Genomic DNA, 24,651 nt, shown 5'->3' with positions numbered 1-24,651 from the left:
GTCCCGTCCTTCTGGGGCTCCGCCCCAGACCCCGCTCCTCAAACGCCGGAGGGGCTGAGAAACCCAGCCCGTCCGGCGTTTGAGGACGAGGCCCCTTAAGGGCCGATAGCGGGGGTCTGGGGGCGGCAGCCCCCAGTGATGGGACGGGTAGGGGCGGCGGGGGCGAGATCAAACGCGCCGCACGCGGCCGTACGACACCAGCCCCCGTGCCAGGCACCCCAGCGCCACCGTCGACAGCACCGCCCGCACCGCGTTCCACACCACCCACGCCCCCTCGAACTCCTCCCGAGCCGCCGCCGCGTCACTCGCCGCGTCGAGCCCGTCGTTCAGCGGGATGTTGAAGGCGACGGTGACCAGGAAGCCCAGCGCGTAAGCGATCAGCCCCGCCCACACCCACCGCCGGTACCCCGCGCCCCGCGCCTGCCACGCCGCCACCCCCGTCAGCACCAGCGCCCCGAGGAAGCTCAGCATGAACACCGGGTTCTGGATCACGTCGTTGATGTTCCGCATGACCTCGACGTAGACCTCGTCGTCGCTCCGCGCAAGCCCCGGCATCACCGCGCAGGCGAACACGTAGAACGCCCCCGCGATCAGCCCCATCGCGACCGTCGCCGCACCCAGTACCGCACCTGTGCTCTTCGTCGTCGTCATGCCCCCAAGTCAACGGCCCCCGCCCCGGCCGGAACATGGTCCAAAGACGCGCCGGCATACGCGTCCGTCCACGCCTCACCGGTACGAGGGGTTCCGACCGCGCGAGCGGGCAGGCACTGTGAGAGGGAACCTTCCAACGTTCCAGCCCCATCTCACCGACCCCTCACACGCGGGGCACCCCTAGGCGGTGACAGGCACATGGCACTGGGTACGGCCACGGTCCCGTACGAGCTGCGGTTCGACGCCGGACGGATCTGCCTCGACCTCCTCGCGACCACCCACCCCGTCGAACGCCTCGACTCGACCGAGGTGCTGCTCGGCTGGATCGCGGGGTCGGGGCTCGTACCGCCGGGCACCCCGCTGACGCACGCGGGTCCGTCCTGGCTCGTGGGGTTCCGTGAACTCCGCGGCCAAGTGAGCCAGTTGGTGCGCGCGGGACTCGCCCCCGAGCCCCGGCCCCCGTACGACCTCGCGCTCGCCCGCGTCAACGACCTCGCCCGCACCGCGCCCCCGGCCCCCCGCGCCGTACCCGGCGAAGACGGCACTCTTGTACGGGAGTTGGCCGGGCCGCCCGAACTCGCCGCGCTGCTCGGCGCGATCGCCAGGGATGCCGTGGAACTGCTCACCGATCCCGTCGCGCGGGCGTGTCTGCGGCAGTGCGCCGGCGACAACTGCCCGATCGTGTACCTGGACACGTCCCGGGGACGCAGGAGGCGCTGGTGCTCCAGTGAGGTCTGCGGGAACCGTGAGCGGGTGGCCCGGCACCGCCGACGGGCGGCACTCGCCCGCGCCTGAGGGGACCGAGGACGACGCGGCGGGCGACACCGAGGACCACTGACGGGGCGTTATGTCCCTTCTGTGGAGCGGGTGTCGAAGTGATTTCGATTACACGTCGTTTACTCGGCGCTCGACGCGGGCAGCCACGCCCTTCGCGCCAATGTGGCGGAAATGTAAAGATCGCGGGGTGGGTATGTGCGTGCATGTCCCCCTCGTCTCGGCACGCAGAAGAAATCTGTCATGTCACTTTGAACACTCCAGGGCCCGCGTCCGTACCCGGTGTTGAGCGACCGGCTGGGGGAACCCCCGGACATCGGAGGTGGGCGTGCGCAAGGATTCCGTCGTGGCCAATGAACGTGGATCGAGGGCCCGACATCGCATGTCCCAGCCCTCGGAACCTGATGAGGAGCTCATGCGTGCTCTGTACAGAGAGCACGCAGGACCCCTGCTCGCCTATGTGCTGAGGCTGGTCGCCGGAGACCGGCAAAGAGCCGAGGACGTCGTGCAGGAGACGCTGATCCGTGCCTGGAAGAACGCCGGTCAGCTCAATCGAGCGACCGGATCTGTACGCCCCTGGCTGGTGACGGTCGCCCGGCGCATCGTCATCGACGGCCACCGAAGCCGGCAGGCCCGGCCGCAGGAGGTCGATCCGTCGCCGCTGGAGGTCATCCCCGCGGAGGACGAGATCGACAAGGCGCTGTGGTTGATGACGCTGTCGGACGCGCTCGACGACCTGACCCCCGCACACCGGGAGGTGCTCGTCGAGACGTACTTCAAGGGGCGTACCGTCAATGAGGCGGCCGAGACGCTCGGAATACCCAGCGGAACCGTCCGTTCCAGGGTCTTCTACGCCCTGCGGTCGATGAAGCTGGCTCTGGAGGAGCGGGGGGTGACGGCGTGATGAGTGTTTACGGGGGAAACCAGGGATTCGGTAGTGGTGGTTCGGGTATGTCTGGCTCCATGCAGGGTTCTCCGGTGCCGAACGAGCACGAGACCGTAGGCGCCTACGCCCTCGGGATTCTCGACGACGCCGAGGCAACCGCTTTCGAGATGCACCTCGCGACCTGCGAGTGGTGCGCCCAGCAGCTCGACGAACTCGCCGGGATGGAACCGATGCTGGCCGCGCTCGCGGACCTGCCCGGCTCCGGCACCCCCGCGATCGGCGAGTCGCTGTCGGCCAAGCCCAGCCCGCGGCTGGTCAACAAGCTCGTCGACGAGGTCGCCGAACGCCGTGCCCAGAAGCGCCGGCGCGCCTTCTACATGGTGGCCGCGGCGGCCGCGCTGATCATCGGCGGCCCGCTGGTCGCCGTCGCCTCGACCGGCGACGACTCGGGCGGAAACGTCTCCGCGCACACCACCAGCAGCAGCCCCGCCAAGGACGCCTTCGACACCATGACCGACAAGGTCACGGCCACCGACCCCAGTACGGACGTGAGTGCGACCGTCGCGGTGGAGAAGAAGGCCTGGGGCACCCACGCGGTCCTGGAACTGTCGAACGTCAAGGGCCCCGAGAAGTGCTCCCTCATCGCGGTCGGCAAGAACGGCGAACGCGAGACGGTCACCTCCTGGTCCGTCCCGACCTGGGGTTATGGCATCCCGAACGCCAAGACCGAGCAGGCCAAGCAGCCGCTCTACGTCCACGGCGGCGCCGCCTTCGCCCCGAACGAGATCGACCATTTCGAGGTCCTGACCTTCGAAGGCAAGAAGCTCGTCGAGGTCGACGCGTAGCTTTCGTAGCTTTGCCGGGTCCCCTTCGCGTACGGTTGACGGCTGCCCAGCACGTCAGAAGGGGGCCCGGTGGCCGCTCAGGCTCAACCATCTGCGGTCGGCTCGGTTCACGACTCGGTTCGGGATCGGGAGATCAGCGTCGAACAGGAACACCTGGACCGGGTGTACCGCCGCCTCGAGGAGAAGATCCACGAGGCGGAGTTCCTGATGAACGACGCCGCCAAGCGAGGCCAGGTCGGCACGCCCGGCGCGCTCGCCGAGCGGGACGCCCAGGTCTTCCGGGCCGGCGTCCACCTCAACCGGCTCAACAACGAGTTCGAGGACTTCCTCTTCGGCCGGATCGACCTGCTGCTGGGGAAGGACGGCAAGAAGGGGCCCGACGGCGCCTACACCGCCGTGGAACCCGCCGAGGGCGCGGTCCGGGACGACAACACCGCCGACATCGCCGAGACCCTGCACATCGGCCGGATCGGGGTCCTGGACTCCGAGTACGCGCCGCTCGTCATCGACTGGCGGGCCCCGGCCGCGGCGCCCTTCTACCGCTCCACCCCGGTCGACCCCGGGCGCGTGGTGCGCCGCCGCGTCATCCGCTCCAAGGGGCGCCGCGTCCTCGGCGTCGAGGACGACCTCATGCGCCCCGAGCTCACGGCCTTCCTGGGCGGGCGGACGCTCCCCGTCATCGGCGACGGCGCCCTCATGGCCGCCCTCGGGCAGGCCCGCAGCCACACCATGCGGGACATCGTCGCCTCCATCCAGGCCGAGCAGGACCTGGTCATCCGGGCCCCCGCCGCCTCCGTGACCTATGTCGAGGGCGGGCCCGGCACCGGCAAGACGGCCGTCGCCCTGCACCGCGCCGCCTACCTGCTCTACCAGGACCGGCGCCGCTACTCGGGCGGCATCCTCATCGTCTCCCCGACCCCGCTCCTCGTCGCGTACACCGAGGGCGTCCTGCCGTCCCTGGGCGAGGAGGGCCAGGTCGCCATCCGCGCGATCGGCTCCCTCGTCGACGGCGCGGAGGCCACCCTGTACGACTCCCCGTCCACCGCCCGCGCCAAGGGCTCCCACCGGATGCTCAAGGTGCTGCGGAAGGCGGCGCGGGGGGCGCTGGAGACCCGGCCGGCGGGCAGCTCGCGCAACGGGAACTCGGCGGCCCGCGAGGACACCTCCGCCGGCCAGCTCGCCTTCGGCGAGGACGACACCGGCGTACAGGCCCCCGCCGGCACCCCCACCCGCCTCCGCGTCGTCGCCTTCAACCGGCGCCTTGAGCTGGAAGCGCCCGAGCTGGAACGTATCCGCCACAACGCCCTCAGCGGCACCGCGCCGGTGAACCTGCTGCGCCCCCGCGCCCGCAAGCTCCTCCTGGACGCCCTGTGGGCGCAGTCCGGCGCGGCCTCCCGGCACTCCGACCCGGAGCTCGCCGCCGAGCTGCGGTCCTCCTTCGACGAGGACGTCAGCACCGAGGACAGCTTCATCGAGTTCCTGAACGCGTGGTGGCCGGAGCTCACCCCGAAGGCCGTCCTCGACGCGATGGCCGACGAGCGCCGCCTCGGCCGCTGGGCCCGGCGGATCCTCAACCCCGGCGAGGTCCGCAAGGTCGCCCGCTCGCTGCGCCGGGACGGTTACTCGGTGCACGACATCGCGATGCTCGACGAGCTCCAGGCCCTCCTCGGCACCCCGGCCCGCCCCCGGAAGAAGCGCGAGCTGGACCCCCTGGACCAGCTGAGCGGCCTGGAGGAGCTGATGCCGGTCCGCGAGGAGACCCAGCGCGAGCGGGCCGAGCGGCTCGCCCAGGAGCGCACCGAGTACGCCCACGTCATCGTCGACGAGGCCCAGGACCTCACCCCGATGCAGTGGCGCATGGTCGGCCGCCGCGGCCGGCACGCCACCTGGACGGTCGTCGGCGACCCCGCCCAGTCCTCCTGGTCCGACCCCGACGAGGCGGCGGAGGCCCGCGACGAGGCCCTCGGCACCCGTCCGCGCCGCCGCTTCCAGCTCACCGTGAACTACCGCAACCCCTCGGAGATCGCCGAACTCGCCGCGAAGGTCCTGGCCCTCGCCATGCCCGGCTCCGAGTCCCCGAAGGCCGTACGCTCCACCGGCGTCCAACCCCGCTTCACCGTCGTACGGGACTCCCTCGCGGCCTCCGTCCGGGAGGAGGCCGCCCGGCTCCTCGACCGGGTCGACGGCACGATCGGCGTGGTCGTCGCCATGCAGCGCCGCGAGGAGGCCGCCCGCTGGCTCACCGGGCTCGGCGACCGGGTGGTGGCGCTCGGCAGCCTGGAGGCGAAGGGCCTGGAGTACGACGCGACGATCGTCGTCTCCCCGGCGGAGATCGCGGACGAGTCCCCGGCGGGCCTGCGGGTGCTGTACGTGGCCCTGACCCGGGCGACCCAGCAGCTGACGGTCGTGTCGGCGGACCGGGACCAGCCGGACGCGAACGGCGTGCCTGACCTGCTGCGGGATTAGTTCTCGATGAACTCGCGAGACGGGAATGGCCTTACGGGATCCGTTTGTTAGCCTTGACGTGACACCGGCCCGATCCAAGCCCCCGGGCCCAACCTTCGTCCCTTAGAGGGACCACTTGCCGCGAGGCGAGCATGGCGGGTCGGTGTCACCTTCTCTTTCACCTCCTCTTCTGCCTCCCTCCGCGCTCACCCGTGAACAAAACGTTCGCAATTCTGCGCGACTAACGCCTACTCATCAGTAGGTGCGACGATCGGACGGCATACAGCACCACCGGTGAAAGCAGAGGAAGTCGGCCATGGCAACGGCGCCCAGCGTCTCCTACTCGATCACGGTCCGTCTGGAGGTGCCCGCGAGCGGAACCGCGGTCTCCCAGATCACCACGGCCGTGGAGTCCAACGGAGGCTCGGTGACCGGCCTCGACGTGACCGCCTCCGGCCACGAGAAGCTCCGCATCGACGTCACCATCGCGGCGACCTCCACGGCGCACGCCGACGAGATCGTCCAGCAGCTGCGCGGCATCGAGGGCGTCACCCTCGGCAAGGTCTCCGACCGTACGTTCCTCATGCACCTCGGCGGCAAGATCGAGATGCAGTCCAAGCACCCCATCCGCAACCGTGACGACCTCTCCATGGTCTACACGCCGGGTGTGGCCCGCGTCTGCATGGCGATCGCCGAGAACCCCGAGGACGCCCGCCGTCTCACCATCAAGCGCAACACCGTTGCGGTCGTGACGGACGGCTCCGCCGTGCTCGGCCTCGGCAACATCGGCCCGATGGCCGCCATGCCGGTGATGGAGGGCAAGGCGGCGCTCTTCAAGCGCTTCGCCGACATCGACGCGTGGCCGATCTGCCTGGACACCCAGGACACCGACGCGATCGTCGAGATCGTCAAGGCGATCGCCCCGGGCTTCGCCGGCATCAACCTGGAGGACATCTCCGCGCCGCGCTGCTTCGAGATCGAGGCCCGGCTGCGCGAGGCCCTCGACATCCCCGTCTTCCACGACGACCAGCACGGCACCGCGATCGTCGTCCTCGCCGCCCTGAAGAACGCACTTCGCGTCACCGGCAAGGCAATTGAGAACATCCGGGTCGTCATGTCCGGCGCGGGCGCGGCTGGTACGGCCATCCTCAAGCTGCTGATCGCCGCGGGCGTCAAGAACGCCGTCGTCGCCGACATCCACGGTGTCGTGCACGCGGGCCGCGAGGACCTGGTGGACGCCGCCGCGGACTCGCCGCTGCGCTGGATCGCCGACAACACCAACCCCGAGGGCCTCACCGGCACGCTGAAGGAAGCCGTTCGCGGAGCGGACGTCTTCATCGGTGTCTCCGCCCCGAACGTCCTGGACGGCAGCGACGTGGCCGCCATGGCGGAGGGCGCGATCGTGTTCGCGCTCGCGAACCCGGACCCCGAGGTGGACCCGGCGATCGCCCGTCAGACGGCGGCGGTCGTGGCCACGGGCCGCTCCGACTTCCCGAACCAGATCAACAACGTGCTGGTCTTCCCGGGTGTCTTCCGCGGTCTGCTGGACGCTCAGTCCCGCACGGTGAACACGGACATGATGCTGGCCGCCGCGACCGCGCTGTCGGACGTGGTGAGCGAGGACGAGCTCAACCCGAACTACATCATCCCGTCCGTCTTCAACGACAAGGTCGCGGGCGCGGTCGCCGGAGCGGTGCGCGAGGCGGCGAAGGCGGCGGCAGCCTCCTAGACACGCGCCGGACGATGTGGCCAGGCTGTGAGGATCGCCACGGCAAGGCCTTGCATCGGCGCGTCGTGGAACCCGGGCCTCCTGGCCGACGTTTATCGTGTCGGCCAGGCTCGTGGCCTCTCTTCGTGTGACACCCAAGGGTGTTCTCACGACTCCAGCGGGTGCCGGATTGGCTTTCCCGCAGCAGGTAGGGGCAGGATGCGTCCCTGGGCGCGAGCGCATCGGCTTCGCTGTGCCACGTGCGGCTCCGCCGCGTGGCACACCCCAACGGCAAGAAGAACACGGGAGTAACAACATGAACCGCAGTGAGCTGGTGGCCGCCCTGGCCGACCGCGCCGAGGTCACCCGCAAGGACGCCGACGCCGTGCTGGCCGCGTTCGCCGAGACCGTCGGCGAGATCGTCGCCAAGGGCGACGAGAAGGTCACCATCCCCGGCTTCCTGACCTTCGAGCGCACCCACCGTGCCGCTCGCACCGCGCGCAACCCGCAGACCGGCGACCCGATCCAGATCCCCGCCGGCTACAGCGTCAAGGTGTCCGCGGGCAGCAAGCTCAAGGAAGCCGCCAAGGGCAAGTAAGTCCGACGGTGCGTCTCGGGACGACGTACTTCGGGACGACGTAACGCCAATGGGGCGGCCCCCTTTCCGGGGGGCCGCCCCATCGTCGTACTCAAAAACGGGTCTATCCGAGCGCCTTGCCCGGCAGTTCCACCTTCGCGCCCAGCTCCACGAGCTTCTCCATGAAGTTCTCGTAGCCGCGGTTGATGAGGTCGATGCCGTGGACCCGGGAGGTTCCCTGGGCGGCCAGGGCGGCGATGAGGTACGAGAAGCCGCCGCGGAGGTCGGGGATGACCAGGTCGGCGCCCTGGAGCTTCGTCGGGCCGGAGACGACGGCCGAGTGGAGGAAGTTGCGCTGGCCGAAGCGGCAGTCGGAGCCGCCCAAGCACTCGCGGTACAGCTGGATGTGAGCACCCATCTGGTTGAGCGCGGAGGTGAAGCCGAGCCGGGACTCGTACACCGTCTCGTGGATGATCGACAGGCCCGTGGCCTGGGTGAGGGCCACCACCAGCGGCTGCTGCCAGTCCGTCTGGAAGCCCGGGTGCACGTCGGTTTCGAGCGCGATGGACTTCAACTGGCCGCCGGGGTGCCAGAAGCGGATGCCCTCGTCGTCGATCTCGAAGGCCCCGCCCACCTTCCGGTAGGTGTTCAGGAACGTCATCATCGAGCGCTGCTGGGCGCCGCGGACGTAGATGTTGCCCTCGGTCGCCAGCGCGGCCGAAGCCCAGGAGGCGGCCTCCAGGCGGTCCGGGAGGGCCTTGTGGTTGTAGCCGCCGAGCGAGTCCACACCGGTGATGCGGATCGTGCGGTCGGTGTCCATCGCGATGATGGCGCCCATCTTCTGCAGGACGCAGATGAGGTCCTCGATCTCCGGCTCGACCGCCGCGTTCGAGAGCTCGGTGACGCCCTCCGCCAGGACCGCCGTCAGCAGCACCTGCTCGGTCGCGCCCACCGACGGGTACGGCAGCCGGATCTTCGTACCGCGAAGACGCCGCGGCGCCTCCAGGAACTGACCGTCCGCCCGCTTCTCGATGGTCGCGCCGAACTGGCGCAGCACCTCGAAGTGGAAGTCGATCGGCCGGCCGCCGATGTCACAGCCGCCGAGACCGGGGATGAAGGCGTGCCCGAGCCGGTGCAGCAGCGGGCCGCACAGGAGGATCGGGATGCGCGAGGAACCCGCGTGGGCATCGATGTCAGCGACGTTCGCGCTCTCGACGTGGGTCGGGTCCATCACCAGCTCGCCGGGCTCCTCACCCGGACGGACCGTCACCCCGTGCAGTTGCAGCAGACCGCGTACGACGCGCACGTCACGGATGTCCGGAACGTTGCGCAGTCGACTCGGCCCACTGCCCAGCAGGGCGGCGACCATGGCCTTCGGTACGAGGTTCTTCGCACCGCGGACACGGATCTCGCCCTCCAGCGGGGTTCCGCCGTGGACAAGGAGGACATCGTCGTTGACGGTCATGTATCTCGCGTTCCGATTGGTGGGGCAGGGGGCCAGAAGGGAAAGGGTAATCGCCGTCCACCCCCCTTCCGTAAGCCCAAGTACCGCCCAGCTACGTCATAGCTGTGTCACAACACGAGGCGTCCGCGGACGGGCACATGGGGTCACGGTGCCAGGTGCGCGGGCAGGGGCGCGCGGTTGCGCTCTGAGCTGCATTCACTCCCGAACGCGCATTGCCTCCCCCCGCGCGGGGAAGATGCGGGATCATGTCTGGCATGACCGAGGTGTCCTCGCTCACAGGGCGGTTGCTCGTGGCAACGCCCGCCCTGGCGGACCCGAACTTCGACCGTGCGGTGGTGCTCCTTCTCGACCACGACGAGGAGGGCTCCCTCGGTGTCGTCCTCAACCGGCCCACCCCGGTGGACGTCGGCGACATCCTGGAGGGCTGGGCGGACCTCGCCGGTGAACCGGGAGTCGTCTTCCAGGGCGGCCCGGTCTCCCTCGACTCCGCGCTCGGCGTCGCCGTCATCCCGGGCGGCGCGTCCGGCGAGAGCGCGCCGCTGGGCTGGCGCCGGGTGCACGGCGCGATCGGTCTGGTCGACCTGGAGGCCCCGCCGGAGCTGCTCGCGAAGGCCCTGGGGTCGTTGCGAATCTTCGCGGGATACGCGGGCTGGGGGCCCGGTCAGCTGGAGGACGAGCTGGTCGAGGGCGCCTGGTACGTGGTCGAGTCCGAGCCCGGTGACGTCTCGTCCCCGGCGCCGGAAAGACTCTGGCGCGAGGTCCTGCGCCGCCAGCGCAACGAGCTCGCGATGGTGGCCACGTATCCGGACGACCCTTCGCTGAACTGATGCATGTGAGCTTCAGTACCCTTGGCGATATGAGCACTCTTGAGCCCGAGCGCGGGACTGGTACGGGGACCCTCGTAGAGCCGACGCCACAGGTGTCCCACGGCGACGGCGACCACGAGCGCTTCGCCCACTACGTCCAGAAGGACAAGATCATGGCGAGCGCCCTCGACGGGACCCCCGTCGTGGCGCTCTGCGGCAAGGTGTGGGTGCCGGGCCGCGACCCGAAGAAGTACCCCGTGTGTCCCATGTGCAAGGAGATCTACGAGTCCATGGGCGCCGGCGGGGACGGCGACGGCAAGGGCGGCGGCGACAAGTAAGCCCGCTGCTTGACTGAAGTTCTCACGACGCCCCCTGGGCGCGTTTCGGCGCGCCTTGGGGGCCTTTGCGCTGTCTGTCGTTGCACGGGGTGCGTCGGCCGGTCACGAAGTGGTTGAGACCTCTTGTGGGCATGTTCATGTAGTCCCTAGCCTCCGTTGTGCAGAGCGAAACCGTCATTGCATATGTTGCAACGCACTTCGGAGGCCCCACTCCATGAAGCTCTCCCCCCGGCTGACCGTGCTCCTGACCGCCCTGGCCCTCACCGCCTGCGCCCCCCAGACCTCCACCAACTCCTCCTCCGACAAGGACGACAAGACCGGCACCCTCCGCGTCTGGCTCTTCCAGGAGGTCGGCAACAAGCCCAAGGAGAACGTCGTCGACTCCGTCGTCGCCGCCTTCGAGAAGGCCCACGACGGCACGAAGGTCGACGTCGAGTACATCCCCGTCGAGACCCGCGCCCAGCGCGTCAAGGCCGCCTTCAACGACCCCAAGTCCGCGCCCGACGTCATCGAGTACGGCAACACCGACACCGCCGGCTATGTGAAGGACGGCGGACTCCTCGACGTCAGCGAGGAGTTCGGCGCCTGGAACGAGGCGAAGGACACCGACCCCACGGCGAAACAGTCGGTCACGGTCGACGGCAAGGTCTACGGCGCGCCCTTCTACGTCGGCGTCCGCGCGCTGTACTACCGCACCGACGTCTTCGAGGAACTCGGCCTCGAAGTCCCCAAGTCGATGTCCGAGCTGGCCTCCACCGCCCGCAAGATCCGCGCCGCAAAGCCCGAGTTGTACGGTCTCGTCGTCGGCGGCGCCTACACGTACGGCGCGATGCCCTTCGTCTGGGCCAACGGCGGCGAACTCGCCACCGGCGAGGGCGGCACGTACACCTCCGCGATCGACAGCCCTGCAGCCCGGAAGGGCATCAAGGCGTACACCTCCCTGTTCTCCGACGACAACTGTCCCGCCGCCAAGTGCGCGGGCTTCGGCGGCAACGACACGGTGACCGCGTTCGCGGCCGGCAAGGCGGGCATGGCCATCGGGGGCGACTTCAGCCACGCGGCGGTCGAGGCGGGCAAGGTGAAGGGCGAGTACGCGGTCGTGCCGCTGCCCGGGGTGGCCGCCGGGTCCGTCGCTCCCGCCTTCGCGGGCGGCAACAACATCGGCGTACTGAAGAGCACGTCGCACCGCACGCTGGCCGTGGAGCTGATGGAGCAGTTGACGTCGAAGAAGACGCAGGCCTCGATGTTCGCGGCGATGGGCTTCCTGCCGACGTTCACTGACGTACGGCAGCGGGTGGCGGCGGAGAAGCCGTACACGAAGCCCTTCGTCGAGACGCTGAGCGCGGGTACCAAGTTCGTTCCGGCGTCGCCCGCGTGGTCCCAGATCGACTCCTCGCTCGTCCTGCCGACGATGTTCCAGGAGGTCATCAGCGGCAAGAAGGACGTGGCGGCGGCTTCGAAGGACGCGGCGAAGAAGATGAACGACGCGTTCGGCTCCGCGGGTTGAGCCGGTGAACCTTCGCACCAAGCCCGCCTGGACTCCCTGGCTCTATCTCGCCCCTGCTCTCGTGGTCCTCGGCGGGCTGCTCGTCTACCCGATCTACCAGCTCGGCCTGATCTCCTTCTTCCAGTACACCCAGGCCCAGGTCAGCGGCGGTGAACCCACCACCTTCGAGGGCTTCGGCAACTACGCGGAGCTCTTCGGCGACCCGGAGTTCTGGCAGGTGCTGCTCGCCACCGTCGTCTTCGCGGCGGCCTGTGTCGTGTCGACGCTCGCCGTCGGGTGTGCCCTCGCCGTACTGCTCACGCGCGTGCGTGCCGTGCCGCGGCTGGCGCTGATGCTGGCGGCGCTCGGGGCGTGGGCGACCCCGGCCGTCACCGGGTCGACGGTGTGGCTGTTCCTGTTCGACCCGGACTTCGGGCCGGTGAACCGGCTCCTCGGCCTCGGCGACCACTCCTGGACGTACGGACGGTTCAGCGCCTTCTTCCTCGTCCTGCTCGAAGTGGTGTGGTGCTCCTTCCCGTTCGTGATGGTGACGGTGTACGCGGGGATACGGGCCGTACCGGCCGAGGTCCTGGAGGCCGCCGCGCTCGACGGGGCGTCGCAGTGGCGGATCTGGCGGTCCGTGCTGGCGCCGATGCTGCGGCCGATCCTGGTGGTCGTCACCATCCAGTCGGTGATCTGGGACTTCAAGGTCTTCACCCAGATCTACGTCATGACGAACGGCGGCGGCATCGCGGGCCAGAACCTCGTCCTGAACGTCTACGCCTACCAGCAGGCGTTCGCGTCCTCGCAGTACGGGCTCGGCTCGGCGATCGGGATCGTGATGCTGCTGATCCTGCTCGCCGTGACGCTGCTCTATCTGCGGCTGCTCCGCAGACAGGGGGAGGAACTGTGAATCTTGTACGAGCTCACGGGCGCCCTTTTGTGAGGCGTCCGTGGCGGTTGGCCGCCGAGGCGTCCGCGCTGCTGATCGCGGTGGTCGTCGCGTTCCCCCTCTACTGGATGGTGCTGAGCGCCTTCAAACCGGCCGGGGAGATCGAGTCCACCGAGCCCCGGCCGTGGACGCTTTCGCCCTCGCTCGAATCCTTCCGGCGCGTGTTCGGGCAGCAGGATTTTGGTCGGTATTTCGTCAACAGCCTTGTCGTGGCGTGCGCTGTGGTCGTCGTCTCCGCGATCGTCGCGTTTCTCGCGGCGACCGCCGTGACCCGATTCCGGTTCCGCTTCCGGACCACACTGCTGATCATGTTCCTGGTGGCACAGATGGTGCCGGTGGAGGCTTTGACGATCCCGCTGTTCTTCCAGATGCGCGACCTCGGTCTGCTGAACTCGCTGGGGTCGCTGATCCTGCCGCACATCGCCTTCTCACTGCCCTTCGCCATCTGGATGCTGCGGGGGTTCGTGAAAGCGGTGCCGGAGGCGCTGGAGGAGGCCGCGTACATCGACGGGGCGAGCCGGGCGCGATTCCTGTGGCAGATCCTTTTCCCGCTCGTGTTCCCGGGGTTGGTGGCCACGAGCGTGTTTTCCTTCATCTCGGCCTGGAACGACTTCCTGTTCGCCAAGTCGTTCATCATCAGCGACACCTCCCAGTCGACGCTGCCGATGGCCCTGCTGGTGTTCTACAAGCCGGACGAGCCGGACTGGGGTGGCGTGATGGCGGCGTCGACGGTGATGACGATTCCGGTGCTGGTGTTCTTCGTACTCGTACAGCGACGGCTGGTCTCCGGGCTGGGCGGAGCGGTAAAGGACTGACGTGACTTCACTTGCGGATCTGATCCCGGCGCCGCGCGCCGTCGAGGGACCCACCCGGTGCGGCTTCGTCTTCGGGGCGGACACCGCCCTGTGGGGCGCGCCGGGCACCGAGGGCACGCAGCGGTGGCTGCGCACCACGCTGGGCGCGGCCCTCGGGCTGCCGTTGCCGCCCGGCCGGGAGGGCGCCGAGAACACGGTCACGCTGCGGCTCGACGACTCCCTGGACCCAGAGGGCTACCGCCTCAAGGTCACCTTCGGGTGGGGTGTCGAGATCACGGGCGGCGGCCCGGCCGGAGTGTTCTGGGGCGCGCAGTCGCTGCGTCAACTCCTCGGCCCCGACGCCTTCCGACGCGCTCCCATCGGCCCCGGCCTCGAATACGGCGTCCAGCACCAGACCATCGACGACGCCCCCCGCTTCCGCTGGCGCGGCCTCATGCTCGACGTGGCCCGGCACTTCATGCCCAAGGACGGCGTCCTGCGCTACCTCGACCTGATGGCCGCCCACAAACTCAACGTCTTCCACTTCCACTTGACGGACGACCAGGGCTGGCGGATCGAGATCAAGAGGCACCCCCGGCTGACCGAGGCCGGCTCATGGCGGGCGCGTACCAAATTCGGCCACCGGGCCTCGCCGTTGTGGGAGGAGAAGCCGCACGGTGGCTACTACACGCAGGACGACATCCGGGAGATCGTGGCCTACGCCGCCGAGCGGCATATCACCGTCGTCCCCGAAATCGACGTACCAGGACACTCGCAGGCCGCGATCGCCGCGTACCCGGAACTCGGCAACACCGATGTGATCGACACGACCGCCCTCTCCGTCTGGGACACCTGGGGTATCTCTCCGAACGTACTCGCCCCCACTGACAACACCCTTCGCTTCTACGAGGGCGTCTTCGAGGAACTCCTGGAACTGTTCCCGGGTGAGTTCATTCACGTCGGCGGCGACGAATGCCTGAAGGACCAGTGGCGTGCCTCACCCACCGCACAGGCCCGCATCAAGGAACTCGGGGTCGGTGACGAGGACGGGCTTCAGTCGTGGTTCATCGGTCACTTCGACAAGTGGCTCACCGCGCGCGGGCGCAGACTCATCGGCTGGGACGAGATCCTGGAGGGCGGTCTCGCGCCGGGCGCGGCCGTGTCCTCGTGGCGCGGATACGCGGGCGGCGTCACGGCCGCACGAGCGGGGCACGACGTCGTCATGTGCCCTGAGCAGCAGGTGTACTTGGACCACCGGCAGGACGGCGGCGCCGACGAGCCCGTCCCCATCGGGTACGTCCGCACCCTGGAGGACGTGTACCGCTTCGAACCCGTTCCACCGGAGCTGACCTCCGCGGAAGCGGCGCATGTGCTGGGCACGCAGGCCAACTTGTGGACCGAGGTGATGGAGGACCACGCGCGCGTGGACTACCAGGCGTTTCCCCGGCTCGCGGCCTTCGCCGAGGTGGCCTGGAGCCGGTTGCCCGCCCCGGCCGAGCGGGACTTCGCGGACTTCGAGCGGCGAATGACCGAGCACTACGCGCGACTTGACGCCTTGGGCGTCTCCTACCGGCCGCCCACGGGCCCGTTGCCGTGGCAGAAGCGCCCCGGGGTGCTGGGCCGGCCCATCGAGGGGGCGCCCCCGAACAGGTAACGGACACCCCGAACAGGTAGGGGAAAACCATCGTAAGCATCACCGAAGAGTGTCAATCCGCACGCACCGGTGATGCCGTACGAAAACGGACCATCTCCCTGATGAGACGGGCGAATGCCTCCTAGCGGACCCCTGTCTTCGGCCCCTGCGAAGATGTGCCAGAGTTGCCACGTCCGCCCTGTCAGCACGTACCGTACGGCAGCAACAGGTGGGACCAGCTGGGACCAGGTGGGGCAGCGGGAAGGGGCAGCCGGTTTGACCACGCACGCACCGCAGGCGGCGCAGGCCGTCACGCTGCCCACGACGCTCGACGAGGCCGTGGCGGCGCTGGCAGCCATGCCCGCCGCCGTGCCCGTCGCGGGCGGCACCGACCTCATGGCCGCCGTCAACTCCGGCCAGCTCCGGCCCGCCGCCCTGGTCGGCCTCGGCCGCATCAGCGAGATCCGCGGCTGGCAGTACCAGGACGGGCACGCCCTGCTCGGCGCCGGACTGACGCACGCGCGCATGGGCCGCCCCGACTTCGCCGCCCTCATCCCCGCGCTCGCCGCCGCCGCGCGCGCCGCGGGCCCCCCGCAGATCCGCAACGCGGGCACCCTGGGCGGCAACATCGCCACCGCGTCCCCGACCGGCGACGCGCTGCCGGTCCTCGCCGCGCTCGAAGCGACGCTGATCATCGTCGGCCAGGGCGGCGCCCGCCGCGAGATCCCGGTGTCGCATCTGCTGGCCGGCATGGAGATGCTGCGGGCCGGCGAACTCATCGGCTTCGTGCGCGTGCCGCTGCTGCACGCGCCGCAGGTCTTCCTCAAGGCCACAGGGCGCACCGGACCCGGCCGCGCGATGGCCTCCGTCGCGCTCGTCCTCGACCCCGCCCGGCGCGGAGTGCGGTGCGCCGTCGGAGCCATAGCGCCGATGCCGCTCAGGCCCCTGGACGCCGAGCAGTGGGTCGGCCGGCTCATCGACTGGGACAACAATCGCACGATCGTCCCGGAGGCGTTGCAGGCCTTCGGCGAGTACGTCGCCGCCGCCTGCATCCCCGACCCGGCCCCGGAGCCGGACGGCTCCGTGCAACCGCTTCCGCCCGCCGTACTGCACCTGCGGCGCACCGTCGCCGCGCTGGCCCGACGAGCACTGGGGAGGGCGCTGTCGTGACCGACGACCGGCACGGAGAGGGCACGCCGCCCCAGAGCGGCGGCCGCTGGGACCCGCTGCCCCAGGGCGACTACGACGACGGCGCGACCGCGTTCGTGAAGCTCCCCGAGGGCGGCATCGAGGCCCTGCTCGCCTCCGACAGCCCGCTCGCCGCGCCCGGCCACGGCTATGTGCCGCCGCAGATAACGGTGGCGCCCGGGACAGACCCCTCCGCCGCCAGTACGGGCGCGTGGGCGGTGCCCGCCGACGGCGTCCAGTGGCCCGACCCGAACGCTGTGCCGCAGGGCGGCGTACCGCAGGCCGGGGACGACCGGTTCACGTACAACCCGGCGGCGACCGGGCAGTGGAACTTCGAGGAGCACGTCGAGCACACGGAGCGCACGGACGCCGTGCCCGCGCCGGGTCACGATGTGACCGGGCAGTGGTCCATCCCCGTCGCCGGTGGCGATCTTCCGGACGAATCGGGCGAGTTCACCACGTCGTCCCTCGTCGAGCAGTGGGGCGGTACCCCGCCGGCCACCCTGCCCGGCGGCGCGCCCGCGCCCTGGGCCACCCAGACGCAGGCGGGCCAGCCCTGGGCGACCGAGACGCCGGGCGCCGGACAGGAGCACGGCGGACCGGTCGGCGACGAGCGCGGAGCTGTGACACGTGACGACCGCGGTGGCGTGACGGGCGCGGGGCACGCGCACGTGTCACCCGGCGACACCCACGCGCACGTGCCGCCGCGGGACGACCGGCGCGGTCCGGCCGACGCCGCGCACATGCCCTCGGGCGACGGCCACGGCGGTCCGGCCGGCGACGGTCACCACGACCCCGCCCCGGACGCCCACGCACGCGTGGAGACGGGCACCGCCTACGACCCGGCCCAGCCGCACGGCCACGCACCCGCCGACCCCTCCCCGGACATCGCCCCAGCCGCCTCACAGGCCACGCACGGCCCCGGTGAGGCGTCGGCGGCCACCGATACGCCCGAGGGCGCCCCGGAGGCCGTGGAGGCCGCTGAGACGGCCACCGAGCCGCACGCGGGACCGGACACCGAGCCGCACGCCGAGCACGCCCCGGCCGACCGCGACGTCGAAGCGGGACCGGAAGCCGCCGAGGAGCACGCCGACGACCCCGAGGCCGCCGACGAGCCCGCCCCCGTACCCACCGACGAGGAACACCCCCTCGCCTCCTACGTCCTGCGCGTCAACGGCGTCGAACGCCCCGTCGCCGACGCCTGGATCGGCGAGTCGCTGCTCTACGTCCTGCGCGAGCGCCTCGGCCTCGCGGGCGCCAAGGACGGCTGCTCGCAGGGCGAGTGCGGGGCCTGCAACGTCCAGGTCGACGGACGGCTCGTCGCCTCCTGCCTGGTCCCCGCCGTCACCGCCGCCGGCAGCGAGGTGCGCACCGTCGAGGGCCTCGCCGAGGACGGACAGCCCTCCGACGTGCAGCGCGCGCTCGCCAAGTGCGGCGCCGTGCAGTGCGGTTTCTGCGTGCCCGGCATGGCGATGACCGTGCACGACCTCCTGGAGGGCAACCCGGCCCCGACCGAGCTGGAGACCCGCCAGGCCCTGTGCGGAAACCTGTGCCGCTGCTCCGGCTACCGGGGCGTCGTGGACGCCGTCAAGGAAGTCGTCGCGCAGCGCGAGGCACACGCCGCGGCGGATTCCGAGTCGGACGCCGACGAGGCACGTATCCCTCACCAGGCGGGCCCCGGAGCCGGCGGCGTCAACCCGTCGGCCTTCGAGCCGCCGCATGACCAGGCGTACGGAACGGACGGAGGCCAGGCGTGAGCAACGAAGCCGCCACCGCGACCACCCCCGCGGAGGCAGCACCCGCCCCCGAGCCGATCCCGCACGGCCTCGGCGTCTCCCTGCAACCCGCCGACGCCCGCGCCAAGACCGAGGGCACCTTCCCGTACGCGGCCGACCTGTGGGCCGAGGGCCTGCTCTGGGCGGCTGTCCTGCGCTCGCCGCACGCGCACGCGCGCATCGTGTCCATCGACACCTCCCACGCGCGCGAGATGCCCGGCGTACGCGCCGTCGTCACCCACGAGGACGTCCCCGGCAGCCCGGTGTACGGCCGCGGCAAGGCCGACCGCCCGGTCTTCGCCTCCGAGGTGGTCCGCCACCACGGCGAGCCCATCGCCGCCGTCGCCGCCGACCACCCCGACACCGCGCGGATGGCCGCGGCTGCCGTCATCGTCGAGTACGAGGTGCTCGACCCGGTCACCGACCCCGAGCAGGCCTTCGAGGCCGAGCCGCTGCACGCCGACGGCAACCTGATCCGGCACATCCCGCTGCACCACGGCGACCCCTCCGCGACCGGCGAGATCGTCGTCGAGGGCCAGTACCGCATCGGCCGCCAGGACCCCGCCCCCATCGGCGCCGAGGCCGGCCTCGCCGTGCCCCGCCCCGACGGCGGTGTCGAGCTGTACCTGGCCTCCACCGACCCGCACACCGACCGGGACACCGCCGCCGCCTGCTACGGCCTGGAACCCGAACGCGTCAAGATCGTCGTCACCGGCGTCCCCGGCGCCACCGCCGACCGCGAGGACCAGGGCATCCAGCTCCCGCTCGGCCTCCTGGCGCTGAAGACGGGCTGCCCGGTCAAACTCACCGCTACGCGCGAGGAGTCCTTCCTCGGCCACGCGCACCGCCACCCCACGCTCCTGCGCTACCGCCACCACGCCGACGCCGACGGCAAGCTGGTGAAGGTCGAGGCCCAGATCCTCCTCGACGCGGGCGCCTACGCCGACACCTCCGCCGAGGCCCTCGCCGCCGCCGTGGGCTTCGCCTGCGGCCCCTACGTCGTCCCCAACGCCTTCATCGAGGGCTGGGCCGTACGCACCAACAACCCGCCCTCCGGCCATGTACGCGGCGAGGGGGCCATGCAGGTCTGCGCCGCCTACGAGGCGCAGATGGACAAGCTGGCGAAGAAGCTCGGCGTCGACCCGGCCGAACTGCGCCTGCGCAACGCACTCGCCACCGGGGACGTCCTCCCGACCGGCCAGACGGTGACCTGCCCCGCGCCCGTGGCCGAGCTGCTCCAGGCCGTACGCGACTTCCCGCTCCCCGCGCTCCCCAAGGACACCCCCGAGGACGAGTGGCTGCTGCCCGGCGGCCCCGAGGGCGCGGGCGAGCCCGGCGCGATCCGCCGGGGCGTCGGCTACGGCCTCGGCATGGTCCACATGCTCGGCGCGGAGGGCGCCGACGAGGTCTCCACGGCCACCGTGAAGGTCCACGACGGCGTGGCGACGGTCCTGTGCGCGGCGGTCGAGACCGGCCAGGGCTTCACCACACTGGCCCGCCAGATCGTCCAGGAGACCCTCGGCATCGACGAGGTCCACGTCGCGCCCGTGGACACCGACCAGCCTCCGGCGGGCCCGGGTTGCCGAGGCCGCCACACGTGGGTGTCGGGCGGCGCGGTGGAGCGGGCGGCGAAGATGGTCCGCACCCAGCTCCTCCAGCCCCTCGCACACAAGTTCGGGATGTCGACCGAGCTGCTCCAGATCACCGACGGCAAGATCACCTCGTACGACGGAGTCCTGTCGACCACCGTCACCGAGGCGATGGACGGCAAGGAACTGTGGGCGACGGCACAGTGCCGCCCGCACCCCACCGAGCCCCTCGACGAGTCCGGCCAGGGCGACGCATTCGTCGGCATGGCCTTCTGCGCGATCCGCGCGGTGGTCGACGTCGACATCGAGCTCGGCTCGGTCCGGGTCGTCGAACTCGCCGTCGCCCAGGACGTGGGACGGATCCTCAACCCGGCCCAGCTCGCCGCGCGCATCGAGGCCGGTGTCACCCAGGGCGTGGGCATCGCGCTCACGGAGAACCTGCGCACCGCGCGCGGGCTGATCCGGCACCCCGACCTGACGGGCTACTCGCTCCCGACGGCCCTGGACGCCCCCGACATCCGCATCGTGAAACTCGTCGAGGAGCGGGACGTCGTCGCACCCTTCGGCGCGAAGGCGGTCAGCGCGGTGCCGGTGGTGACGTCCCCGGCGGCCGTCGCCTCCGCCGTACGGGCCGCGACGGGCCGCCCGGTGAACCGCCTCCCGATCCGTCCGCAGGCCGCGGTGGTGACCGCACAGTGAGCGAGCAGGATCCGCAGCGGTACGAACCGGCGCCGGGCGTCGGGAAGTTGCTGCTGTGGATCGCGGTGTTCGCGCTGGCGGCGCTGGCGGTTGTGCTGGGCGGCGTGTACTTGACGTGACGCGCGAGTCATGTGGGGCCGGGTGTTTCTGACGTGACGCGCGAGGCGTGATGCGCGGGGTGGTCCTCGTGACCGGCGTGATGGCGTCCGGTAAGTCCACGGTCGCGCAGGCCCTCGCCGAACGGCTGCCGCGTGCCGCGCATGTCCGAGGGGACGTCTTCCGCCGGATGATCGTCTCCGGGCGGACGGAGTACGACGGTGGCGCGGGCGGTGAGGGCGGCGCGGGCGGTGAGGGCGAAGCCCAACTCCGTCTGCGGTACCGGCTGTCGGCGGCGACGGCGGACGCGTACGCCGAGGCCGGGTTCACGGCGGTGGTGCAGGACGTCGTGCTGGGGACGGAACTGGCCGCGTACGTACGCCTGATCCGCACCCGCCCCCTGTACGTGGTCGTCCTGGCGCCGGGCCCCGAGACCGTGGCGGGGCGGGAGGCGGGGCGGGGCAAGACGGGTTACGGGACGGCGTGGACGGTCGCGGGGCTGGACGGCGTACTGCGGTCGGAGACCCCGCGGATCGGGCTGTGGCTGGACACGTCGGAGCTGTCGGTGGGGGAGACGGTGGAGGCGATTCTGGCGGGGAGGGAACGTGCGAGGGTCGGCTGACGTCTTCTGATCCAGGGGCGTTGTCAGTGGTGCCGCGTAGTGTTCTGAGCAGTGGGGAACGACGGCGAGACTTCACCACCACTCGCCCTGTCCTGCCCTGCTCGGGAACGTGATTTCGCAGGACAGCGATGCGCAGGACAGAGATGCGCAGGACAGCGACTTTGCACGCACGGGGGAACGATGAGCACGAGCGCCACCGCAACCGCGGTGATCACCCTGACCGACGACGACCTGGAACGCCTCGTCACGCACGCCTCGACGCGCCGGTGGCTGACGGGGCCCGGACTGCCGTCCGGCATCGGCCTGTTGAGCTTCGAGGAGCTCGGCCGCGAGGGCCTGCGGACGGTGGAGGACGCGACCGGTGACCCCGAGGGCCGGCTCTCCCTGGATCTGCGGGACCAGCTCGTCATAGGCGGACTGCTCGACATCGAGGGCCAGGAGACGGAGCCGGTCCTGCTCGACGGGGCGACGGGCGAGGTCTCGACGACCGACTTCTGGTACGACAGGCCGGAACTCATGGAGCGCCGCCCGCTCGCGCCCTCACTGGAGAAGCTGGTCTGCTTCGCGACGGCGACGGAGGAACTGGCGGAACTGCGCGGCCAGTTCGCCTCCTACGCCGGCCGTTTCGGACCGCAGGTGGCGGCGGAGGCGACCCGCCAGCTCCTCGCGGTCTTCGAGGAGGGCACGGACGGCGAGGTGCCGCCCTTCTGGCGGATGGCCGCCCTGATCCGCCCCCTGTCCCTGACGGCGGGCCCGGGCACGACGTCCGGCCTGGCCCTGGACCTCCCCGCCCGTCTCCTGGACCAGGAGTTCGGCCAGGGCGAGATCTGGCGCTTCGAGGACGTCGACTTCCCCGCCACCCTCACCCACGAACCGACCCGCCGCTTCCTCCGCGACACGGGCCTGCCGGAGAACGCCCTGCTGTTCCAGCTGGACACGGACGTCCCCCTGCCGACGCTGGCGGAGCACCACGCCGACAACCCGAACGCGGAACTCCCCGCCGACGCCGCCTACTTGATACGCCTCGGCCACCTGCTGGAGGACAACAGCCTGGTCCTCGACGGCCGCACAGGCGCGGTCCTCCACTGGAGCGAACCCGAGGCAAGGCTGTACCCGCTCAACACGGACGTCTCCACCCTGGCCTACACCCTCTGGCTCCTCCACCACGAACGATCCCTCGACAAGGCCCTGGACTTCGGCCTCTCCCAGGGCCCGTACGCCCAGCTGGCAGCCACCATGACCCAGGTCCTGTCAACCGTGGACCCGACCGGCACCACGTCGGACGCCTACTGGCACTACTGGACCGAGGTGTTCCAGGACGAGGCGAACGGGGCGCTGGACGCGGCGTGAGAACCGCGGCTGAAGAACTGAGGGCGGCACCCCTCACAGGGATACCGCCCTTCCCGTCCTACCTGGTCAGGCAACCAGAGGCCGTGGCGGGAATTGAACCCACGTACCTCGCTTTGCAGGCGAGTCCCTAAGCCACTCGGGCACACGGCCGTGTCGGGGGTGGAGGGTGAGCTCCGTTCCGAACCCGGTGAACCGACCGTATGGCGGGGTGAGGGCGGGGCTCAAGGGGATCGCGGGGGCCGCAATGGGACTGCCATACGCCGTTCATGAATGGGGGGTGTCCGACTTCGGGCGTACGACCAAGGTCCGGGCTCATGACCGTCTCCCGACAGGAGTCAAAGGCGGCCGAGGCCCTTACGCTGGCGACCATGACAGCCCTCGAACCACGCGACGCCGATGTCGCGGACACCGCGTCCGACCTGGTCACCGTCGTGGAGGAGGGGGTGCTGAGCCGGTCGTACCGGGCGCTCAGTGTGGGGATCGTGTCCGTTGTGCTGCTGATCGCGTTCGAGGCGACGGCGGTGGGGACGGCGATGCCGGTCGCGGCGCGGGAACTGGACGGGGTGTCTTTGTACGCGTTCGCGTTCTCGGGGTATTTCACGACGTCGTTGTTCGGGATGGTGCTGTCCGGGCAGTGGTCGGACCGGCGGGGGCCGCTCGGCGCGTTGACCACCGGTATCGCCTCGTTCGCCGCCGGGCTCATGCTCTCCGGGACCGCCGGGGGGATGTGGCTGTTCATTCTCGGGCGGGCCGTGCAGGGGTTCGGGGGCGGGCTGGTGATCGTCGCGCTCTACGTCGTCGTCGGGCGGGCCTATCCCGAGCGGTTGCGGCCGGCGATCATGGCGGCCTTCGCGGCGGGGTGGGTGGTGCCGTCCATCGTGGGGCCGTTGGCGGCGGGGGCGGTGACCGAGCATCTCGGCTGGCGGTGGGTGTTCGTGGGGATCCCGGTGCTGGTCGTCTTTCCGCTCGCGCTCGCGCTGCCGCAGATACGGCGGCGGGCGGCGGGGCCGGTCGAGGCGGGCGATGCGGCCCAGGCGGGCGAGGTGGCCCAGACGGTCCGGGCGGTCCCGGCGGTCCCGGCGGTCGAGTCGGGTGGGGCGGGTGAGTTCGGGGAGTCCGGCGAGTCGGGTGGTGGTGGGGCTTCCGGGGCCTTCGACCGGCGGCGGATTCGGCTCGCGCTCGGGATCTCCCTCGGTGCCGGGCTTCTTCAGTACGCCGCTCAGGATCTGCGGTGGTTCTCCCTCGTCCCCGGGGTCGTGGGTGCCGCGCTTCTCGTGCCTGCCGTGCTGGGGCTGTTGCCGCGCGGGACGTATCGGGCGGCGCGTGGGCTGCCGTCCGTCGTGCTGCTGCGTGGGGTGGCCGCGGGGGCGTTCATCGCCGCCGAGTCGTTCGTTCCGCTGATGCTCGTCACCCAGCGGGGGCTGTCGCCGACGCTCGCGGGGTTCTCGCTCGCGGCGGGTGGGCTCACGTGGGCGCTGGGGTCGTGGGTGCAGTCGCGGACGCGGGTGGAGCCGTACCGGGAACGGCTGATGACCTCGGGCATGGTGCTCGTCGCCGCGTCCATCGCCGCCGTGCCGAGTGTGCTGATCGACTCGGTGCCGGCGTGGACGGTCGCGGTCGCCTGGGGGTTCGGGTGCTTCGGCATGGGGCTGGTGATCTCCTCCACCAGCGTCCTGCTGCTCCAGCTCTCCGCGCCGGAGGAGGCCGGTACCAACTCCGCCTCCCTCCAGATTTCCGACGCCCTCGCCAACGTCGTGCTGCTGGCGGCGGGGGGTGCGGCGTTCGCGGGCCTGGGCGGGGGTGCGGTGAGTCATGCGGCGACGGGGGTGTCCGAGGGCGGGTCGCATCCGGCGGCCTTTGTCGTGGTGTTTCTGCCGATGGCGGGGGTGGCGTTGATAGGGGCTTGGGTGACTACGCGGTTGCGGGCGGCCGCCTGACGGTCGGTACCACGGTGGCCCCATCGGTGGTACCG

At 70.8% G+C, this 24,651-nt stretch carries 21 protein-coding genes and 1 tRNA gene; 19 read left to right on the top strand and 3 right to left on the bottom strand.

The genetic code is table 11. From position 1 onward, the window contains the following. Window positions 1–168: 168 nt before the first annotated feature. Complete coding sequence (locus ABZ928_RS28235; RefSeq protein WP_361524642.1) at window positions 169–651, bottom strand: anthrone oxygenase family protein; 483 nt, start codon at window positions 649–651, stop codon at window positions 169–171. A gap of 198 nt (window positions 652–849) precedes the next feature. Here ABZ928_RS28235 and ABZ928_RS28230 point away from each other — a divergent pair, with 198 nt between their 5' ends. From ABZ928_RS28230 to ABZ928_RS28205, 6 genes are all read left to right on the top strand, one after another. Further along, window positions 850–1,446: a CGNR zinc finger domain-containing protein gene (locus ABZ928_RS28230; RefSeq protein WP_361524639.1), complete on the top strand. Its 597-nt coding sequence runs from the start codon at window positions 850–852 to the stop codon at window positions 1,444–1,446. 361 nt (window positions 1,447–1,807) lie between these two features. Beyond that, window positions 1,808–2,329 (top strand): sigma-70 family RNA polymerase sigma factor, encoded by a 522-nt coding sequence (locus tag ABZ928_RS28225; RefSeq protein WP_010039908.1) that lies wholly within the window; start codon window positions 1,808–1,810, stop codon window positions 2,327–2,329. Beyond that, window positions 2,329–3,156, top strand: a complete 828-nt coding sequence (locus tag ABZ928_RS28220) for a zf-HC2 domain-containing protein (protein WP_361524636.1) — start codon at window positions 2,329–2,331, stop codon at window positions 3,154–3,156. Before ABZ928_RS28225 ends, ABZ928_RS28220 begins: the two co-directional genes overlap by 1 nt. Window positions 3,157–3,225: 69 nt before the next feature. Further along, window positions 3,226–5,622: a UvrD-helicase domain-containing protein gene (locus ABZ928_RS28215; RefSeq protein ID WP_361524633.1), complete on the top strand. Its 2,397-nt coding sequence runs from the start codon at window positions 3,226–3,228 to the stop codon at window positions 5,620–5,622. Between the two features lie 295 nt (window positions 5,623–5,917). Beyond that, on the top strand, window positions 5,918–7,330 hold the full coding sequence (locus ABZ928_RS28210) for an NAD-dependent malic enzyme (RefSeq protein ID WP_361524631.1): 1,413 nt from the start codon (window positions 5,918–5,920) through the stop codon (window positions 7,328–7,330). A gap of 295 nt (window positions 7,331–7,625) precedes the next feature. After that, entirely contained in the window at window positions 7,626–7,907 is a 282-nt protein-coding gene (locus ABZ928_RS28205) for an HU family DNA-binding protein (protein ID WP_007382399.1), read from the top strand. Window positions 7,908–8,010: 103 nt separating this feature from the next. Here ABZ928_RS28205 and murA read toward each other — a convergent pair whose 3' ends face one another. After that, complete coding sequence (murA, locus tag ABZ928_RS28200; RefSeq protein WP_361524628.1) at window positions 8,011–9,351, bottom strand: UDP-N-acetylglucosamine 1-carboxyvinyltransferase; 1,341 nt, start codon at window positions 9,349–9,351, stop codon at window positions 8,011–8,013. A 254-nt stretch (window positions 9,352–9,605) separates the two neighbouring features. Here murA and ABZ928_RS28195 point away from each other — a divergent pair, with 254 nt between their 5' ends. The 12 genes from ABZ928_RS28195 to ABZ928_RS28140 all read left to right on the top strand — a co-directional run bounded on the left by ABZ928_RS28195 (window position 9,606) and on the right by ABZ928_RS28140 (window position 22,679). After that, the gene (locus ABZ928_RS28195) at window positions 9,606–10,178 is read left to right on the top strand and encodes a YqgE/AlgH family protein (RefSeq protein WP_361524626.1); all 573 of its coding nucleotides are present in this window, start codon (window positions 9,606–9,608) and stop codon (window positions 10,176–10,178) included. 29 nt (window positions 10,179–10,207) lie between these two features. After that, window positions 10,208–10,495: a DUF3039 domain-containing protein gene (locus ABZ928_RS28190; protein WP_079309856.1), complete on the top strand. Its 288-nt coding sequence runs from the start codon at window positions 10,208–10,210 to the stop codon at window positions 10,493–10,495. Window positions 10,496–10,709: 214 nt separating this feature from the next. Then, entirely contained in the window at window positions 10,710–12,002 is a 1,293-nt protein-coding gene (locus ABZ928_RS28185; protein ID WP_361524623.1) for an extracellular solute-binding protein, read from the top strand. 4 nt (window positions 12,003–12,006) lie between these two features. Then, on the top strand, window positions 12,007–12,894 hold the full coding sequence (locus ABZ928_RS28180) for a sugar ABC transporter permease (protein ID WP_361524620.1): 888 nt from the start codon (window positions 12,007–12,009) through the stop codon (window positions 12,892–12,894). Continuing rightward, window positions 12,891–13,748 (top strand): carbohydrate ABC transporter permease, encoded by an 858-nt coding sequence (locus ABZ928_RS28175; RefSeq protein ID WP_361524617.1) that lies wholly within the window; start codon window positions 12,891–12,893, stop codon window positions 13,746–13,748. The genes ABZ928_RS28180 and ABZ928_RS28175 overlap by 4 nt, the downstream gene beginning before the upstream one ends. A gap of 1 nt (window position 13,749) precedes the next feature. After that, on the top strand, window positions 13,750–15,381 hold the full coding sequence (locus ABZ928_RS28170; protein ID WP_361524614.1) for a beta-N-acetylhexosaminidase: 1,632 nt from the start codon (window positions 13,750–13,752) through the stop codon (window positions 15,379–15,381). 255 nt (window positions 15,382–15,636) lie between these two features. Continuing rightward, window positions 15,637–16,530: an FAD binding domain-containing protein gene (locus tag ABZ928_RS28165; protein ID WP_361524611.1), complete on the top strand. Its 894-nt coding sequence runs from the start codon at window positions 15,637–15,639 to the stop codon at window positions 16,528–16,530. After that, complete coding sequence (locus tag ABZ928_RS28160) at window positions 16,527–18,305, top strand: 2Fe-2S iron-sulfur cluster-binding protein (protein ID WP_361524608.1); 1,779 nt, start codon at window positions 16,527–16,529, stop codon at window positions 18,303–18,305. Before ABZ928_RS28165 ends, ABZ928_RS28160 begins: the two co-directional genes overlap by 4 nt. Next, window positions 18,302–20,611, top strand: coding sequence for a xanthine dehydrogenase family protein molybdopterin-binding subunit (locus ABZ928_RS28155; protein WP_361524606.1), 2,310 nt, complete (start codon window positions 18,302–18,304; stop codon window positions 20,609–20,611). The genes ABZ928_RS28160 and ABZ928_RS28155 overlap by 4 nt, the downstream gene beginning before the upstream one ends. Continuing rightward, window positions 20,608–20,730: a hypothetical protein gene (locus ABZ928_RS28150; protein WP_361524604.1), complete on the top strand. Its 123-nt coding sequence runs from the start codon at window positions 20,608–20,610 to the stop codon at window positions 20,728–20,730. Before ABZ928_RS28155 ends, ABZ928_RS28150 begins: the two co-directional genes overlap by 4 nt. Window positions 20,731–20,780: 50 nt before the next feature. Continuing rightward, window positions 20,781–21,329 (top strand): AAA family ATPase, encoded by a 549-nt coding sequence (locus tag ABZ928_RS28145; RefSeq protein ID WP_361524601.1) that lies wholly within the window; start codon window positions 20,781–20,783, stop codon window positions 21,327–21,329. A gap of 180 nt (window positions 21,330–21,509) precedes the next feature. Beyond that, on the top strand, window positions 21,510–22,679 hold the full coding sequence (locus ABZ928_RS28140; RefSeq protein WP_361524598.1) for an SUKH-4 family immunity protein: 1,170 nt from the start codon (window positions 21,510–21,512) through the stop codon (window positions 22,677–22,679). Window positions 22,680–22,757: 78 nt separating this feature from the next. On the opposite strand, the gene ABZ928_RS28135 is transcribed toward ABZ928_RS28140, so the two are convergent. Then, window positions 22,758–22,829: transfer RNA gene (locus ABZ928_RS28135), tRNA-Cys, on the bottom strand. Between the two features lie 218 nt (window positions 22,830–23,047). On the opposite strand from ABZ928_RS28135, the gene ABZ928_RS28130 reads away from it, so the two are divergent. Then, complete coding sequence (locus tag ABZ928_RS28130) at window positions 23,048–24,616, top strand: MFS transporter (protein ID WP_361524596.1); 1,569 nt, start codon at window positions 23,048–23,050, stop codon at window positions 24,614–24,616. Window positions 24,617–24,651 lie beyond the last annotated feature (35 nt).

Origin of the sequence: Streptomyces sp. NPDC046909 (assembly GCF_040644695.1) — a bacterium.
Lineage (GTDB): Bacteria > Actinomycetota > Actinomycetes > Streptomycetales > Streptomycetaceae > Streptomyces.
The sequence above is the reverse complement of the archived record's forward strand: the minus strand, read 5'-3'. Positions and strand labels throughout refer to the sequence as shown.